15 protein-coding genes are annotated in these 17,709 nt (G+C 40.0%); 1 reads left to right on the forward strand and 14 read right to left on the reverse strand.

The window, feature by feature from the left end; genetic code table 11:
* Positions 1-69: 69 nt before the first annotated feature.
* The 3 genes from PVK71_RS12840 to guaB form a co-directional block, all read right to left on the reverse strand.
* Positions 70-1,629, reverse strand: a complete 1,560-nt coding sequence (locus PVK71_RS12840) for an AbgT family transporter (protein WP_274419191.1) — start codon at positions 1,627-1,629, stop codon at positions 70-72.
* A 276-nt stretch (positions 1,630-1,905) separates the two neighbouring features.
* Positions 1,906-3,459 (reverse strand): glutamine-hydrolyzing GMP synthase, encoded by a 1,554-nt coding sequence (gene guaA / locus PVK71_RS12845; protein ID WP_274419190.1) that lies wholly within the window; start codon positions 3,457-3,459, stop codon positions 1,906-1,908.
* A gap of 218 nt (positions 3,460-3,677) precedes the next feature.
* A complete protein-coding gene (gene guaB / locus PVK71_RS12850) occupies positions 3,678-5,141 on the reverse strand; it encodes an IMP dehydrogenase (protein WP_274419189.1) in 1,464 nt (487 codons plus the stop codon).
* A gap of 208 nt (positions 5,142-5,349) precedes the next feature.
* On the opposite strand from guaB, the gene xseA reads away from it, so the two are divergent.
* Positions 5,350-6,684: an exodeoxyribonuclease VII large subunit gene (gene xseA / locus PVK71_RS12855; RefSeq protein WP_274419188.1), complete on the forward strand. Its 1,335-nt coding sequence runs from the start codon at positions 5,350-5,352 to the stop codon at positions 6,682-6,684.
* Between the two features lie 12 nt (positions 6,685-6,696).
* Here the strand turns inward: xseA and PVK71_RS12860 are convergent, their stop codons facing one another.
* The 11 genes from PVK71_RS12860 to ndk form a co-directional block, all read right to left on the reverse strand.
* A complete protein-coding gene (locus PVK71_RS12860; protein WP_274419187.1) occupies positions 6,697-6,930 on the reverse strand; it encodes a zinc ribbon domain-containing protein in 234 nt (77 codons plus the stop codon).
* 307 nt (positions 6,931-7,237) lie between these two features.
* Positions 7,238-8,116 carry an alanyl-tRNA editing protein gene (locus tag PVK71_RS12865; RefSeq protein ID WP_274419186.1) on the reverse strand — a complete coding sequence of 293 codons (879 nt, stop codon included), beginning with the start codon at positions 8,114-8,116 and terminating at the stop codon, positions 7,238-7,240.
* 77 nt (positions 8,117-8,193) lie between these two features.
* Positions 8,194-9,696, reverse strand: a complete 1,503-nt coding sequence (gene der, locus PVK71_RS12870; RefSeq protein ID WP_274419185.1) for a ribosome biogenesis GTPase Der — start codon at positions 9,694-9,696, stop codon at positions 8,194-8,196.
* Between the two features lie 181 nt (positions 9,697-9,877).
* Positions 9,878-11,035 carry an outer membrane protein assembly factor BamB gene (bamB, locus tag PVK71_RS12875; protein WP_274419184.1) on the reverse strand — a complete coding sequence of 386 codons (1,158 nt, stop codon included), beginning with the start codon at positions 11,033-11,035 and terminating at the stop codon, positions 9,878-9,880.
* 10 nt (positions 11,036-11,045) lie between these two features.
* Entirely contained in the window at positions 11,046-11,657 is a 612-nt protein-coding gene (locus tag PVK71_RS12880) for a YfgM family protein (RefSeq protein ID WP_274419183.1), read from the reverse strand.
* Positions 11,658-11,668: 11 nt separating this feature from the next.
* Complete coding sequence (hisS, locus tag PVK71_RS12885; protein WP_274419182.1) at positions 11,669-12,937, reverse strand: histidine--tRNA ligase; 1,269 nt, start codon at positions 12,935-12,937, stop codon at positions 11,669-11,671.
* A 38-nt stretch (positions 12,938-12,975) separates the two neighbouring features.
* Positions 12,976-14,094 (reverse strand): flavodoxin-dependent (E)-4-hydroxy-3-methylbut-2-enyl-diphosphate synthase, encoded by a 1,119-nt coding sequence (ispG, locus tag PVK71_RS12890; RefSeq protein ID WP_274419181.1) that lies wholly within the window; start codon positions 14,092-14,094, stop codon positions 12,976-12,978.
* 12 nt (positions 14,095-14,106) lie between these two features.
* The gene (gene rodZ, locus PVK71_RS12895) at positions 14,107-15,042 is read right to left on the reverse strand and encodes a cytoskeleton protein RodZ (protein WP_274419180.1); all 936 of its coding nucleotides are present in this window, start codon (positions 15,040-15,042) and stop codon (positions 14,107-14,109) included.
* Positions 15,032-15,793, reverse strand: coding sequence for a type IV pilus biogenesis/stability protein PilW (gene pilW, locus PVK71_RS12900; RefSeq protein ID WP_274419179.1), 762 nt, complete (start codon positions 15,791-15,793; stop codon positions 15,032-15,034). The genes rodZ and pilW overlap by 11 nt, the downstream gene beginning before the upstream one ends.
* A gap of 30 nt (positions 15,794-15,823) precedes the next feature.
* Positions 15,824-16,942: a bifunctional tRNA (adenosine(37)-C2)-methyltransferase TrmG/ribosomal RNA large subunit methyltransferase RlmN gene (locus PVK71_RS12905; protein ID WP_060993652.1), complete on the reverse strand. Its 1,119-nt coding sequence runs from the start codon at positions 16,940-16,942 to the stop codon at positions 15,824-15,826.
* A 246-nt stretch (positions 16,943-17,188) separates the two neighbouring features.
* On the reverse strand, positions 17,189-17,623 hold the full coding sequence (gene ndk / locus PVK71_RS12910) for a nucleoside-diphosphate kinase (RefSeq protein ID WP_274419178.1): 435 nt from the start codon (positions 17,621-17,623) through the stop codon (positions 17,189-17,191).
* Positions 17,624-17,709 lie beyond the last annotated feature (86 nt).

Below are 17,709 nucleotides of genomic sequence, written 5' to 3' on the forward strand. Positions count from 1 at the left end.
CTTCTTCACTTTCATAAAAAAGCCCTGAGAACTTACTATTCTCAGGGCTTTATTTTTTACTAATACAAATTAACCTGGCAGGTTATATGTATATGGTGCTTGGATACCTAGAGGAATGCCTAGCGCCCAGTAAGCAAGTAGGAATACTGTCCAACCAATTAGCATAGCAATAGAAAAAGGCATCATTAAAGAAGCCAATGTACCGATACCCGTTGATTTAACATAGCGTTGGCAGTAAACCACTACTAATGGGAAGAATACCATTAATGGTGAGATGATATTTGAAACAGAATCACCTACACGGTATGCCGCTTGAGAAAGCTCTGGAGAGATACCAACACCCATTAACATTGGAACAAGTACAGGGCCAATTAGAGCCCATTTAGCTGATGCAGAACCAATAAGCAAGTTAACGAATGCCGTTAGTAAGATCATACCAATAATCGTTAATTGACCAGGAAGCTCTAATGCTTTTAAGAAATCAGCACCGTACATAGCTAAGATAGTACCAATATTTGATTGACTGAAAGCAACTAGGAACTGTGCACAGAAGAATGACATAACCATGTATGCACCCATAGTACCCATTGTTTCTGACATTGCTTTAATTACATCATTGCTGCTTTTAAATGTGCCAGATACACGTCCATAAACGATACCAGGAATGATAAACAGAATGAAAATAAGCGGTACAATTGACTGCATTAAAGGCGCTGAGAATGATGTAATTTGGCCATCAGGAGAGCGCAGTGCTGAATCTTCAGGATAAATAAGTGCGATTAATAGTGCGATACCTGCAACCATTGCCCAGCCAGCGAACTTAAATGCTTTCGATTCAATCTCTGTAAAAGAGCCTAAATCTGGTGCTGTTTCTGCATCTTCATCAACTGGAGTATTTGCTAAACGTGGTTCGATAATCTTATCAGTTACATACCAACCAATAACAACAATTAGAATTGAAGAAAGGCCTGTAAAGTAAATATTTGCCAATGGGTTAACAATGTAAGTCGTATCTAGTACTTGTGCTGCTGTTTGTGTAAAACCAGCTAGTAATGGATCGATTCCCGATGGGATAAAGTTTGCAGAGAAACCGCCAGATACACCCGCAAATGCAGCAGCGATACCCGCTAATGGATGACGACCTGCTGCGTGGAAAATGATACCACCTAGTGGAATAACTAAAACATAACCTGCATCTGCTGCTGTGTGTGAAACGATAGCAACAAGAATAAGCATTGGTGTTAATAGTTTAGCTGGTGTGAAGTTCAGCATTTTCTTTAGGCCAGTTTGAATAAAACCTGAAGAGTCAGCAACACCAACACCTAACATCGCAACTAATACGATACCTAATGGAGCAAAACCTGTGAAGTTCTTCACCATTGTTGCTAAAAAGTTTGCTAATGAATCACCAGTTAAAAGGTTTTTCACTTGGACTGCATCTTGAGTAACAGGATGAATCAAGTCAAATTGTACTTGTGATAATAGCGCTGAAAGACCCCAAACAATTAAAAGGCCCCAGAAAAACAGTAGTGCAGGATCTGGGATCTTGTTACCTACTCGTTCGATTGTATTTAGAAAACGATCCATACCACTTGGCTTAGATGCTTTCTCTGCTGCTTGGTTACTCATCCGTAACTCCATCTATTATTAATGTTGTATTTTCAGAAAAGAATTTGGAAATTATGTGACTTCTCTTAACTTTTCTTTTGCTGAAACAGTGTAAACCACTTAAGAAAGAAATAGAGCATTTAGTTGAATAATTTAGAAGTGCAAACATATATTTTGTAAGATAAGTTTTCATTGAAACATATAACTAACAATATAAATTACTACACTTTACAATTGAAACAAAAAAAGCGCCTTTCGGCGCTTTCTTAAATTAAATCAGATTCATTGAATCAGAGATTATTCCCATTCGATTGTTGCTGGTGGCTTACCAGAAATATCGTAAACAACACGAGAAATGCCACTAACTTCATTGATAATGCGGTTAGATACTTTACCTAAGAAATCGTATGGTAAATGTGCCCAATGCGCTGTCATAAAGTCGATAGTTTCTACTGCACGTAAAGAAACAACCCAATCATATTTACGACCATCACCCATTACACCTACAGAACGTACTGGTAAGAATACCGTGAACGCTTGAGATACTTTGTGGTAAAGATCCGCATTGTGCAGCTCTTCAATGAAGATAGCATCAGCACGACGCAATAAGTCACAGTACTCTTTCTTAACCTCACCAAGAACACGAACACCTAAACCAGGCCCAGGGAACGGGTGGCGATAAAGCATATTGTATGGAAGACCTAATTCTAAGCCAATCTTACGCACTTCATCTTTAAATAGCTCACGTAATGGCTCAACAAGACCCATCTCCATGTCATCAGGAAGACCACCAACATTGTGGTGAGATTTGATAACGTGCGCTTTACCTGTTTTCGATGCTGCTGATTCGATAACATCTGGGTAGATAGTACCTTGAGCTAACCATTTTGCATTTGATAGTTTCTTCGACTCTTCATCGAAGATATCTACAAATACGTGACCAATGATCTTACGTTTCGCTTCAGGATCTGATTCACCTTCAAGTGCATCTAGGAAACGCTTTTCAGCTTCAACATGAATGATCTTAAGACCAAACTTGTTACCGAACATTTCCATTACCTGCTCTGCTTCATTTAAACGAAGTAGACCATTATCAACAAATACGCACGTTAGTTTGTCACCGATTGCACGGTGAGCAAGCATAGCGACTACTGATGAATCTACACCACCAGATAAACCAAGAATCACTTCATCATCGCCTACTTGCTCTTTAATTCGAGCAACGGCATCTTCAATGATTGATGCTGAAGTCCACAGACCTTCACAGCCACATACATTAAGAACAAAGTTCTCAAGCATTTTTAGACCGTTTTTAGTATGAGTTACTTCTGGGTGGAATTGAACACCGTAGTATTTTTTCTCTTCGTTCGCCATTGCAGCGTAAGGACAAGTTTCTGTCTCTGCAATTTTTACGAAATCAGATGGGATTTCAACAACTTTATCACCGTGGCTCATCCAAACATCTTGAGTCGCTTCAAGATCTTTAAACAGCACTGATTCACCTGTTACTTGTACCGCAGCATAACCAAATTCACGCTCAGTAGACGTTGCTACTTTACCGCCAAGTTGTTCTGCCATTGTTTGCATGCCGTAACACACACCAAATACAGGAACACCAGAATCAAATACATATTGAGGAGCACGAGGAGAATTTGCTTCAGTAACACTTTCAGGACCACCAGATAAGATGATGCCATCTGGGTTAAAATCACGGATGTCAGATTCTTCTACATCCCAGCTCCAAAGCTCACAGTAAACACCAATCTCACGGATACGACGCGCAACAAGCTGCGTGTATTGAGAACCAAAATCTAAAATAAGAATGCGTTGATCGTGGATATTAGTCGTCATTAGTCTTTCTCAAAAAGTCATTTATTTAGTGTGGCTTCACTATAAAACCACACGCTTAAAATTGAATTTGGTACAAAGTTTTTTCTTTATATTTCACAGCAGAATCATGCGAGTTCTAGGAAAAGGCACGGAGTTTACAAGTGTAAATGAGTACCTTTGACAACGAAATCGGAAGATTCTGCAAAGAAAATTAAGAAAAATTAGCCTAGGCGCTTCTTTTAACCCAAACGATAATTAGGTGCTTCTTTCGTGATTTGAACATCATGTACGTGAGACTCTTTCATCCCTGCACCTGAAATACGAACAAATTCAGCTTTAGTACGCATGTCTTCAATCGTTGCTGAACCTGTTAAGCCCATGCTTGAACGTAAACCACCCATTTGTTGGTGAACGATCTCTTTTAGACGACCTTTGTATGCGATACGACCTTCGATACCTTCAGGAACAAGCTTGTCCGCTGCATTATCAGATTGGAAGTAACGGTCTGAAGAACCTTGAGACATAGCACCAAGAGAGCCCATGCCACGGTAAGATTTGTATGAACGACCTTGATAAAGAATAACTTCACCCGGTGCTTCTTCTGTGCCAGCAAACATTGAACCAACCATTACACATGATGCGCCAGCTGCGATTGCTTTACATATATCACCAGAATAACGGATACCGCCATCAGCGATAACTGGAATACCATGAGCCGTTGCAACTTCTGCTGCATCTGAAATAGCCGTAATTTGAGGAACACCCACACCTGTAACGATACGAGTTGTACAAATTGAACCAGGGCCTATACCTACTTTCACAGCACTTACACCAGCATCGATTAATGCTTTAGCGCCTGAACCAGTTGCTACGTTACCACCAATGATTTGTAGATCAGGGAATGAAGCACGAGTTTCACGAATACGTTGTAAAACGCCTTCTGAATGACCGTGAGATGAATCGATAAGTAGAACATCAACGCCGGCTTCAACAAGAGCAGCAACGCGCTCTTCGTTACCAGCGCCAGCACCAACAGCAGCACCAACACGTAGACGACCACGCTCATCTTTACATGCGTTTGGTTTACGTTCTGCTTTATGGAAATCTTTTGCAGTGATCATACCGGTTAGTTGGAATTCATCATTCACTACCAATACTTTCTCTACACGCGCTTCATGCATTTTCTCTTGAACTTCTTCACGAGTTGCACCTTCTTTAACAGAAGCTAGGCGTGCCTTTGGTGTCATAACAACGTCAACTTTCTTAGATAGATCTGTTACAAAGCGAACATCACGACCAGTAATGATACCAACAAGTTCGTTAGTTTCAGTTACTACAGGGAAGCCTGCAAAACCGTGTTTTTCAGTCAGATCTTTCACATCTTGGATAGTTGCGTCAGGACGAACGGTTACTGGAGCAGAAACAACGCCAGCCTCAAAGATTTTTACTAAGCGAACTTGTTCAGCTTGCTGTGCAATAGACATGTTCTTGTGGATAAAACCGATGCCACCCTCTTGCGCTAATGCAATAGCAAGGCGCGCTTCTGTCACTGTATCCATTGATGCTGAAATCATAGGGATATTTAGAGAGATAGTCTTCGTTAACTGAGTGCGAAGATCAGCGGTGTTAGGAAGAACTGTGGAGTGTGCTGGGACGAGTAAAACGTCATCGAAGGTTAAAGCTTCTTTTGCGATTCGTAGCATTTGCAATATCTCACAACATAAGTGTTTAAAGGAATAAATCCCACTTTATCGTTTCGCATAATAAAGTGTTTTGGATTTGATATTGCAGACGGATTATACGCACGGCGCAATCGCTTGGCTACACATTTATTTATTTTTAATTTGCATTATCCCCCTTGCTATGTATTATATTGCCGCTAATTCCTATAGCCATGTCTAAGGCATTATCATGTCTCTCGATTCTAATCCTCGCATCTTTACAGTCTCACGTCTTAACTCTGAAGTTCGCCTATTATTAGAAAATGAAATGGGCATTGTTTGGCTTGTTGGGGAAATATCAAACCTTACTGTTCCCGTCTCTGGGCATTGGTATCTCACGCTTAAAGACAGCCAAGCACAAGTCAAATGTGCGATGTTCAAAGGCAATAATCGTCGGGTTACTTTTAAGCCTCAAAACGGTAAACAAGTTCTTGTTAAAGCTCGCCTTTCTTTATACGAACCCCGCGGCGACTATCAACTAATTATTGAAAGTATGCAGCCCGAAGGTGATGGTCGCCTTCAACAAGAGTTTGACCAGCTTAAAATGTCACTTGCTGCAGAGGGTCTCTTTGCACAAACCGCTAAACAGCCTTTACCTGAACAACCAAAACGTGTCGGTATAATTACCTCGCAAACAGGCGCTGCTTTATTTGATATTTTAAACGTATTGAAACGACGAGATCCTAACCTACCCGTAGTAATTTACCCAACCATGGTTCAAGGTGCAGGTGCGGCAATTCAAATTGCACAAGCGATTGGGCGTGCAAATAGTCGTAATGAGTGTGATATTTTGATCGTCGGTCGAGGCGGAGGCTCATTGGAAGATCTTTGGTGCTTCAATGAAGAGATCGTCGCAAGAACCATTGCGGCAAGTGAGATCCCAATAGTGAGTGCGGTTGGCCATGAGATCGACGTTACCATTGCCGATTTTGTCGCAGATGTTCGAGCACCAACACCTTCTGCAGCGGCTGAATTGGTAAGTCGTGATTTGTCTTCTCAACTGCAAACGGTTAGCCATCAGAAACGACGATTAAACAGTGCAATGGATCGCTATTTATCAAAACAGCAGCGTCAACTATCAACTCTTCAGCATCGTCTTGAAAAACAGCATCCACAAATGCAGTTAAACAATCAAAGCCAAAAGCTCGATGATTTGAATCAACGTTTGATGACGTATATGCAGCAACGTTTACAACGTCACCAATACAAGGTTGAGAACCTAACTTTACGCTTAAGTAATCTATCCCCTGCCAAAAAAGTATCTCAAGATAAATTACGAATAGAGGAACTAAAGCGCCGTTTACTCGATTCAATGGACAGAAATCTATTAATGCAGCGTCATCACTTAGCATTAGCAGCAGAGAAGCTCGATACCGTTAGTCCATTAGCGACATTACAACGCGGCTATTCCATTACTCGTAATAACAAAGGAGCGGTTGTCACTTCAACAAAACAAGTTGAAACTGGTGAAAGCATAACCACTCATTTTGCTGATGGCGAAATTACCTCAACAATAATTAACTAGCCTGAACTCAGGCTAGTTGGATCTCATTTCTACAAAGTCGGTTTTCGCACGAGACTTAGATTTCAACTCATTACAATCATGACAAAAATAGCTTGCTGCACCACACGCATTAAGCTTTTCCATCTCCTTATTGCAATCAGGACAATAAGCCACTTTTTTAAAATCGATCTGACAAAAATCACAATGATATCCTTCTCGTTGCCAGCGTAATTCAGACTGACATTTTGGACATTCGTTTGTTTGCATCACTTTTTTCCTTCTTAATCTATTTCAAATAAACACAGTATCTCTGTACGCATTTAAAAGTGTGGATCTTTATGCTTATAGGGATCTGATCAGCGATCATGCCCTTTAAGAACATTTATATAACCACACCCCGAAAGCATTAGTTACATATCCTGTTTTTCAATTTTAAACGATATAAAACTTCGATATCGCTCATTAAAAACAGAAGATCCAGCACATCAATCAGTATTAACCTTTTCACTTCAACCGAAAGCATGAAAATAATACCAAATACAGAAAAAGAGTTACATCTTATGTAATTTCGACTTTACACTCGCTTAATAGAGCGAGTTAACATTAATAATTCTTGCTCATCTTGTGCGTTAAGCTGAACGTTAATCTCTTGATATTCTTTAAAAGAAGAGACATGCGTTCCACCACAAGGAAGCTTAGCAATACCATCTATACCAAAGTCAGCTATCCAGTAACGTGAATCAGTTAACGCTTTGCCTTCACACTCAATAGAAACTTCATTTTCTAAGGCAAGCCACACACTAATCTGTTGATTCACTTGCTCTGCAATACTCTCAAGATCCGACATCATCTCTGCACTATTCAACCCTCGTTTACGTAATGTTTTACCTAAACGATATACATCTTCGCAATGATCTTCTGTAACAAAGCTAGTTTCTTGAGCATAGCTATTGAAATTGTAATGACCCAGTTCATCTTTTCTATCTGCATCTTTACGCCAGTAATTAGCATGAAGCACTTTGTTTAATGCCAAATAAGCGATATGACCAGCACTGTGTCCACGACTCAATGAATCTTGGTATTCTTTATCAACCTTTAGCTCAACAGTATTTTCTACTGCTATATCGGCATCTTTAGATATTAAATGCGAAACAACAAAAATCCAGCCCTCTTCTCCACGTTTAATTGGAATATCTTTACCAATATAAAGCTCACCTGTAGATAGTTCGACGGCACCTGTTTGGCAAGTAAGTACAGGGTATTCAATATTATTGATTTGAAGTACACCTTTGTCCTCTGGGTGATCTGGCCAAATATGGCTTACAGGATGAAAAGGCGTTTCTTTAGTAACTATCCACTTTCCTTGCTCTGTTTCTTTAATAAGTTTCACAATGGAATTAGATTGCCACGTGTTATGACAAAATAAAATCTCTGTTGCTGATAACTGAGTCATGATTTTTACCTAAAAAAAACGCCCAACAAATAGGTGGGCGTTTTATTATTGAATAATATTAGTAAAGTAGCTCTAGGTTACTTCTTATTACGGTTTTTCACAGCGCCAACTAGGCGCTTACGTTGACGCTCTTGAGATAGAGTCAATTTACCACCGCGATCTTCAAATGGGTTTTCACTATTCTGGAATTGAATACGAATAGGGGTGCCCATAATTTCTAATGACTTACGGAAATAGTTCATTAAGAAACGCTTGTAAGAAGAAGGTAGTTCTTTTACTTGGTTACCGTGAATAACGATAAGCGGTGGGTTATAGCCACCTGCGTGAGCGTATTTCAATTTCACACGACGACCACGAACCATTGGCGGTTGGTGATCTTCTTGAGCCATTTTCATAATACGAGTAAGAACAGACGTACCTACACGCTTAGTTGCAGACACATATGCTTCTTGTACTGATTCATATAAATGACCAACACCAGTACCATGTAGAGCTGAAATAAAGTGAAGACGAGCAAAGTCAACAAAGCCTAAACGACGATCTAGCTCAGACTTTACTTTTTCTTTCACATCGTTATCTAAACCATCCCATTTGTTCACCGCAATAACTAATGAACGGCCTGCATTTAATGCAAAGCCAAGTAAGCTTAGATCTTGATCGGAAATATTTTCACGCGCATCGATAACCAAAAGAACAACGTTAGCATCTTCTACTGCTTTTAGAGTTTTGATTACAGAGAATTTCTCAACAGTTTCATTAATACGACCACGACGACGAACGCCTGCTGTATCGATTAATACATACTCTTGACCTTCACGTTCCATAGGAATGTAAATAGAATCACGAGTGGTGCCAGGCATGTCATAAACAACCACGCGCTCTTCACCAAGAATACGGTTAATTAGTGTTGATTTACCTACGTTAGGACGACCAATAATGGCTAGTTTTATTGGTTGATCTTGAAGACGAGAAAAATCTCTTTCTGCATCTTCTTCAGTTAGATCTTTTTCTTCTTCTTCGAAATCTTCAAATTCAGTGAGATCAGTCATCTCACCATTTTCATCTTTCAAAGACTCTTCAACAAGCTCTTCCATAAAAGGAGCTAGAGCAAGTTCTAAAAGTGATGTAACACCACGGCCATGTGAAGCTGCAATTTGATAAACCTTGTTCATGCCTAGCTGCCAGAATTCAGCACTTGCTGCATCTGCATCAATACCATCAATCTTATTTACTACTAAGAAAGTTGGTTTTTCACGTGAACGTAAGTGTTTTGCGATAGCTTCATCAGATGATGTTAAACCAGCACGGCCATCAACCATAAATAACACAACATCAGCTTCTTCAATCGCAGCTAATGACTGTTCTGCCATTTTGGTTTCTACACCTTCTTCTGTTCCATCAATACCACCGGTATCGATAAGAATGAATTCTTGCTCTTCTAACTTAGCACGGCCGTATTTACGATCGCGAGTTAAGCCAGGAAAATCAGCAACTAATGCATCCCTTGTGCGTGTAACACGGTTAAACAGCGTCGATTTACCAACATTTGGACGCCCTACCAGAGCAACAACAGGAATCATACATACCTCTTTATTTAATCATAGGCATAGCGCGAGCTAATACCAATTTGATGATGGTTTTAACGGATTTATCAAGTAGTAAAGCCATCACCAAATTGGATTATCTTTCACTATCTAAAAACAATAAAAGGCTCCAAAGCCAAAGGACTTGGAGCCAATTCACAATTATAGCAAATAAAACTTATTTAATTCGCATTTTTTTGATATCGCCTTCGCGAGTCACAATAACAAAGCTATCTTCCACCAAAATTGGGGATACTGAGATACCATCACTGTCAATCTCTTGCTGAGACATAAACAGCCCTGTATCTCTATCCAACCAATGTAGGTAGCCTTCACTATCAGCAACCACGATGTAATTATCAATAATCGTTGGCGATGTTAACTGGCGGTATTCAAGCTCTTCATTATTCCAAAGCTCGGTACCACTTCGTGCATCAACAGCGACAACATGATCTTTTTCTGTCACTAAGAAAAGTCGCTTTCCATCTGATGACATATTCATCGCTGATGAGTAATTACGCTTCCAAACAGGTTGCCCTGTACGAAGATCTAATGCGATTAACTGACCATTGTAGCCAATGGTATATAAGCGCCCACCTAAAATAAGTGGAGATGCATCAACATCAACGAGGCGATCAATTTCTGTTGCCCCTTTTGGTGTACCTACTGGTTGTTGCCATAATAGCTGACCTTTAGAGATCAAAGCGGCTGCTAAACGACCATTAGACATTCCCCAAAAAACACCACCAGAGATACTCACAGGTGCACTGTCACCACGAAGGGTTAAGTTAGGCACTTCACTGTTAATTTGCCATTGTTCTACACCCGTTTCAGCATCAAAAGCAACCAATGCTCCACGACTTGTATGAATAATAACATAACCTTCATCAGCTAATGGTTTTGCAAGTACTTCACCATCCACTTTCTCACGCCATAATTCTTCACCCGTCTCTGCATCAAGAGTGATAAGCTCACCATTCTCAGAACCAATAAATACCTTGCCGTATGTCAGTGTTAAGCCGCCAGATAATCGAGCGGTATCATCTTGCTCTAAATCTTGCTCCCAAATTGTTTTACCATTTTCAGGATCAAGCGCTTTAACCAAACCATCTCGACTTGCAACATAAACTTTTTGATAAGCGTAAACAGGCGTTAAACGAGAAAAATAATGCCCAACGCCATCTCCAATTGAACTTGTCCATTCCGTAGTCGGTTCAAATTGATTTTGAACAACAGGAACCGGTGCCATTACGATTGTATCTTCTTCACTCGCACAGCCAAAAAGCATCGAGAAACCAAAGGTACATAATGCCGCTTTTTTTAACACCTTACGCATTCAGTTGTCCTTACTCTGCTAAATCATCCAGTTTCATTTGAACCGCTTGGTTCATGCCAGCTTGCAGTGCTTCTGTATAAGCCGTGCGTGCTGTTGCTATATCACCTTGACGAAGTGCAATATCACCTTTAACCTCAGCAACACGTGCAGCCCAACTTACAGGTTTCACAGTTGATAATGTTGTTAGTGCTGCATCAAATTGTTCTTGTTGTGCTTGAATACGAGCAATTCGAACTTGTGCAGTAGCAATCAAAGACTCATCTTTGCTGTTACTTGCAATCCAATTTAACTGCGTTATTGCATTATCAAGTTGGCCAGCTTCTACTTGTACTTTTGCTAGCTGAAGAGCCGCTAAAGTAGCGTATTCGCTTTTTTCATTTGCATTAATAAACGCTTGAGTTGACTCAGCGCCTTCTGCACCAGATGCTTGCAATGCCGTTAATGTTTTCTCATAAGACATTGACGCTGTATCTTTTGCTTCAATTTGCGCTGATTGGTAATATTTCCAACCTAAAATAGCACCAATACCAACAACGCCACCAACAACGACTGCCTTGCCATTTTCTTTCCACCAACTTTTAATGGCTTCAACTTGTTGTTCTTCAGTTTCGTAGGCTTCCACGTCCTATCCTCTTAAATCAAATCAGCTAATTTTGCGAATACTTCTGTTTGAGCTAAAGTTTCTTGCTCACCAGTTCGTAAATCTTTTACGTTAACTGTCTGCTCTGCAACTTCACTCTCACCTAAGATAAGAGCAACTGCTGCACCGGCATTATCAGCACGTTTAAATTGTTTTTTAAAGTTACCGCCACCAAAGTGGCACATTACGCGTAAGCCTGGTACTTGTTCACGTAGGGACTCAGCCAGTTTCATGCCAGCCATTAATGTACCTTCGCCAGACGTCACCATGTACACATCAACTGAACGGCGTACGTCAGTTAATTCTAATGTTTCCATTAGTAATACTAAACGCTCTAGACCCATAGCAAAACCAACAGCCGGTGTTGCTTTACCGCCTAGTTGTTCAACTAGACCATCATAACGACCACCGCCACATATGGTACCTTGAGCGCCTAAACTTTCAGTAATCCACTCAAAAACAGTACGGTTATAATAATCCAATCCACGAACTAAACGTTCATTAACTTGATATTGGATACCAGCAGCGTCAAGTAGTTCACATAATCCAGAAAAATGTGTTTTTGAATCATTATCTAAGTACTCAGATAACTTAGGCGCATCACCTAAAATTGCTTGTACATCTGGATTCTTTGTATCTAAAACACGCATTGGATTGGTGTGCATACGACGCTTACAATCTTCGTCTAATACATCTAGGTGTTGTTCTAAGAAAGCAATGAGTGCAACACGGTAGTTAGCACGCGCCTCTAATGAACCAATCGAGTTTAACTCTAAGCGAACGTGTTGATCGATGCCTAATTCACGCCATAAACGCGCTGTCATCATAATCAATTCAGCGTCAACATCAGGACCGTTCAAACCAAATACTTCAACACCCACTTGGTGGAATTGACGGTAACGACCTTTTTGAGGACGCTCGTGACGGAACATTGGGCCCATGTACCATAAACGTTGCTCTTGGTTGTACAGTAAACCATTTTCAATTCCTGCACGAACACAACCCGCAGTCCCTTCAGGACGAAGCGTTAAGCTATCACCATTACGGTCTTCAAACGTGTACATCTCTTTTTCAACGACATCAGTAACTTCACCGATAGCTCGTTTAAAAAGATTCGTTTGCTCAACGATAGGCATACGAACTTCGTTATAACCGTATGCACTGATAACGCGTTTTACGCTATTTTCAACTTTGTGCCACAATGGCGATTGTGTTGGAAGGCAGTCATTCATGCCTCGAATTGCTTGGATTGCTTTAGCCACGTTCACTTCCCAATGGGTTTGTTTATATCTACAATTAATCAGTCTATCTGATTAATATCAATTTGGTTTTCTTTTGATAACGTTGCTGCTTTAGCACGAATTTTTGCTTCTAATTTATCCACAATATTATCGTTATCAAAACGCTCTTTCTGACGTACGCCATCTTCATAGAATGCACTTTTGCGGTTACTTCCCGCAATCCCAATATGTGAAACTTCAGCTTCACCTGGGCCATTTACAACACAACCAATAAGAGATACATCCATTGGTGTGATTAAATCTTCTAAACGCTGTTCAAGCTCATTCACCGTTGCGATCACATCAAACTCTTGACGAGAACACGTAGGGCAAGCAATAAAGTTAATGCCACGAGAACGAATACGCAATGATTTTAGGATATCAAAACCAACTTTGATCTCCTCAACAGGATCTGCTGCCAAAGAAATACGTAATGTGTCACCAATACCTTCAGATAATAATAACCCTAAACCAACGGCTGACTTTACAGAGCCTGCGCGTGCACCACCAGCCTCAGTAATACCTAAATGTAATGGTTGAGCGATTTGTTTTGCTAACAAGCGGTATGAATCAACCGCGAGAAACACATCGGATGCTTTTACACTCACTTTAAATTGATCAAAGTTCATTTTGTCCAATATATCAACATGTCGCATTGCTGACTCAAGTAACGCTTCTGCTGTTGGCTCTTTATATTTAGCTTGAATGTCTTTTTCTAATGAGCCGCCGTTAACACCAATACGAATTGGAATATTTTTATCTCGAGCACAATCAACAACAGAGCGAATACGTTGCTCATTACCGATATTACCCGGATTAATACGTAAGCAATCTACGCCATACTCGGCAACTTTTAAAGCAATACGATAATCAAAATGAATATCAGCAACCAAAGGAACGGAAACTTGTTGTTTAATTAGCTTAAACGCCTCAGCAGCGTCCATTGTAGGCACTGAAACACGAACAATGTCGGCACCGACTTTCTCAAGTGCTTTAATTTGAGCAACTGTCGCCGCAACATCAGTCGTTAACGTGTTTGTCATTGACTGAACTGCGATCGGAGCGCCATCTCCAATAGGAACATTACCCACATAAATGCGAGTAGATTGACGGCGTTTAATTGGGGATTCTGTATGCATGGAATCAACTCATTATTGAGGTAGGGTTAATCGTGCAACTTTACCAGCAGGGTATGCAGATAAATCAACAGGTTTACCTTTATAAATCAGTGTTACGGCACTTGGAGCACCAATAACTAGTTTATAAGGCGCTTTACCTGTCAGTTTTAGTGTTTGATTTGCTTTTTTTACGCCAGAGTACAAACGATTGTTTGAAGCGTCCTGAACTTGTAGCCAACAATCATCATTAAAGGTCATTAGTACATCTTCAGTAATCGCTACAGGCTCTACTACTACGACTTTCTCTTCAGCTTTTGCTTCTGAAGTTGCATCTACTGCTTCATTGGTACTTACGTCTTCTGCAATAGGTGTTTCAAGTTCTTCAGGTCTTGTTTCTAATTCTGAAAGCTTAGTATCAACCTCAAGAGCATTAGTCTCATTAAGCACTAAACGTTCATCTGTAGCGCCATCTTCACCAATAGTGCTTTCTGTAACTTGGGTTGGTGCTTCAGGTGTTACTTCTGTAATTAATTCTGCGTCTTGTTTGCTCTCTAATTGAGCTTGTTCTTGCCACCACCACAAAACAGACATACTAAGAATTAACGAAAAAATAACCCATGTCAGTTTCATTATGCGGTTATCATGTTTTTCTCTTTTCGTTTTACGAGAAAAACTCTGCATATCATGCTCTTCTATCAATGCTTTACCTAATTGGTCTAAAGCATTTAATACTTTGATTTCAGGCACATTGACAATTTTGGCATAAGAACGATAGTAACCACGAGTAAACGTCGCTAATTTTCCCATATCAAATTGATCGGCTTCAATTTGCTGTAATACTTCTACGCGTAAACGTAAACGTGATGAGATATCTTCAAGTGATAATCCTTGCTCCTCACGCGCTTCTTTAAGTAACAAGCCTGGAGCGACTAATGTTTCTACTTTTTCTTCAATATGTTCAATCGTCATAATTTATATAATTCTGATATTCTGTTGAGTCTGGATACTCTTTCCCGAGAATATTTACGTATTTTTTAACCAAATGCGTATTGCCTGCTTTTTTTTCTAATTCTATGAGTAAGCTTAGGCTAACGGGTTTGTATCCATACTTCTTAGTAAATTTAAACAGCGCAATTCTCGGTTCTGAATAGTTACCTTCATCAATATTCAATTTAGCCAATTGAAGGGTGGAACGAACTCGATTCGGATCATGAGCCAGTGAGCGCTCAAAATACGTTTTTGCTGTCACTTTATCCCCACTACTTAATGCGCACATGGCTGCATTTTCATAACTTGCCGAAACAAGGTAATAGTAAGGTTGGTCTATTGCTTGAGCAAACTTCTGTTGAGCTTCCTCATAACGGCCATTTTTACAAAGAAAAACGCCGTAGTTATTTAATACATTACCATTTTTTGATGAAGAACGTAATGCTCGTTTGTAAGCCTTTTCAGCTAATCCATCTTCATCTACTTGTTGGTAATAGTAAGCGAGGGAAGTTTGAGAGCGGTAATAGTCGGGAGCGTATTGTACAGCCAGTTCCAAATTTTCACGGGCTTTGATCATGTTGCCCGCATTTAAATAGCTTAATCCAAGGGTAATTCGAGCTTCAGCAGCTCGAATTATCTCTTCTTGGGTCATGTCATCGGCTTCATTTACCGTGACACAACCAGCACTGATTAACACTCCAATTGTTAATAGTGCCGCACTCCATTTTCTCATACTGCCTTCCCTTGCTGTTATACATCAAGGTTAAACAGTTTTAACAGGGATAGCCTCACCTTGCTGTTTAACTTGAGTACGTTTAGTTCTATCGATTACATCACCCACTAATTGACCACAAGCAGCATCAATATCATCACCACGAGTTTTACGAACGGTTACCGTAAAATCGTATTCCATTAGTGTCTTCATGAATCGATCGATACGTGAATTACTTGGCTTTTTATATGGTGACCCAGGATATGGGTTAAATGGAATCAAATTAATCTTTGCAGGGGTATCTTTTAGTAATTCTGCGAGTTGTCTTGCATGATTCATATCATCATTAACATGGTCTAAAAGGACATACTCTACCGTTACACGACCACGGTTAGCATTTGATGATGCAATGTATTCGCGAACGCACGATAAAAATGCATCAATATTCCAACGATCATTGATTGGCATAATTTCGCTACGTAGTTCATCCGTTGGAGCATGAAGAGAGATCGCTAATGCTACATCGATTTTCCCAATCATTTGCTCTAAGCCAGATACAACACCTGACGTCGATACCGTTACACGACGCTTAGATAAACCAAAACCTAGATCATCAAGCATAATTTCTAATGATGGGATTAAGTTTTTCATATTAAGCAGCGGTTCACCCATGCCCATCATTACAATATTTGTAATTGGACGACGACCCGTTTCTTTTTCTAACCCAATTTCACGAGCAGCACGCCAAATTTGGCCTACAATTTCAGAAACTTTAAGGTTACGGTTAAAGCCTTGTTGAGCAGTTGAACAGAATTTACATTCCAATGCACAACCTACTTGAGAAGATACACATAATGTAGCACGGTCACCATCAGGGATATAAACCGTTTCAACATCTTGATCGCCTACTTTCATCGCCCATTTGATGGTGCCATCAACCGAATGCTGAGCTTCTGATACATAAGGGGCGCGGATCTCACACTTGTGCTTTAGTTTTTCACGAAGTTTTTTGTTGATGTTGTTCATTTGATCGAAGTCATCACAACCAAAGTGATACATCCACTTCATGATTTGATCGGCTCTGAATGCTTTCTCTCCTAATTCCTCAGAAAAAAATGCTCGAAGTCCTTTACGATCAAAGTCCAGTAGATTGATTTTAGCTGTAGTCATGTTGCCTCTCTGATAAATAACATCACCGCGAATATCGGGCGCAGAATTGTACAAGTTTTGAGAGGATATTACTAGTGATTAGAGGCAGGCGAAAAGTCAAAGAGTAGAGACTATATGCACTTTGTGCCTAGATTCTATAAGAGCAGATTCCCATCAGAGTGAGATGAACTACTCTTATAGAGAGCGAAATGGTTTATTTTCTAATTAATATAGAAATCTTAACTTCGCTTACTTTTTATTATGGATTTATTCTGCTGGACGTGGACAGATTTCATCTTCAGCAAAGAAGTAAGCAATCTCACGAGCCGCAGATTCTGGGCTATCAGCCCCATGAACTGAGTTGTAACGCATACTGATTGCATAATCTGCACGTAGTGAACCACAAGCAGCTTCTGCTGGGTTAGTTTTACCCATTAATTCGCGGTAACGAACAACGGCATTTTCACCTTCCAATACCTGAACCATTACCGGACCAGACATCATATAAGCGACAAGCTCATTAAAGAACTCTTTGCCTTCATGCTCTGCATAAAAACCTTCAGCTTGCTCTTTAGTTAAACGCAGCATTTTAGCCGCAACAACTTGCATACCTGTCTTTTCAATACGGCGGTAAATAGCACCAATAAGATTACGTTTAACTGCATCTGGTTTTACAATTGAAAAAGTACGTTCTATTGTCATTTTACTTTCCTTTAAGTTTCTTTTACTTCTCTTGAAGCTATTATTGTTATAAGAAAAAAGACCGAGTTTATGGCTCGATCTCTTAT

It is taken from the genome of Aliivibrio sp. S4MY1, assembly GCF_028765545.1.
Taxonomy (GTDB): domain Bacteria; phylum Pseudomonadota; class Gammaproteobacteria; order Enterobacterales; family Vibrionaceae; genus Aliivibrio.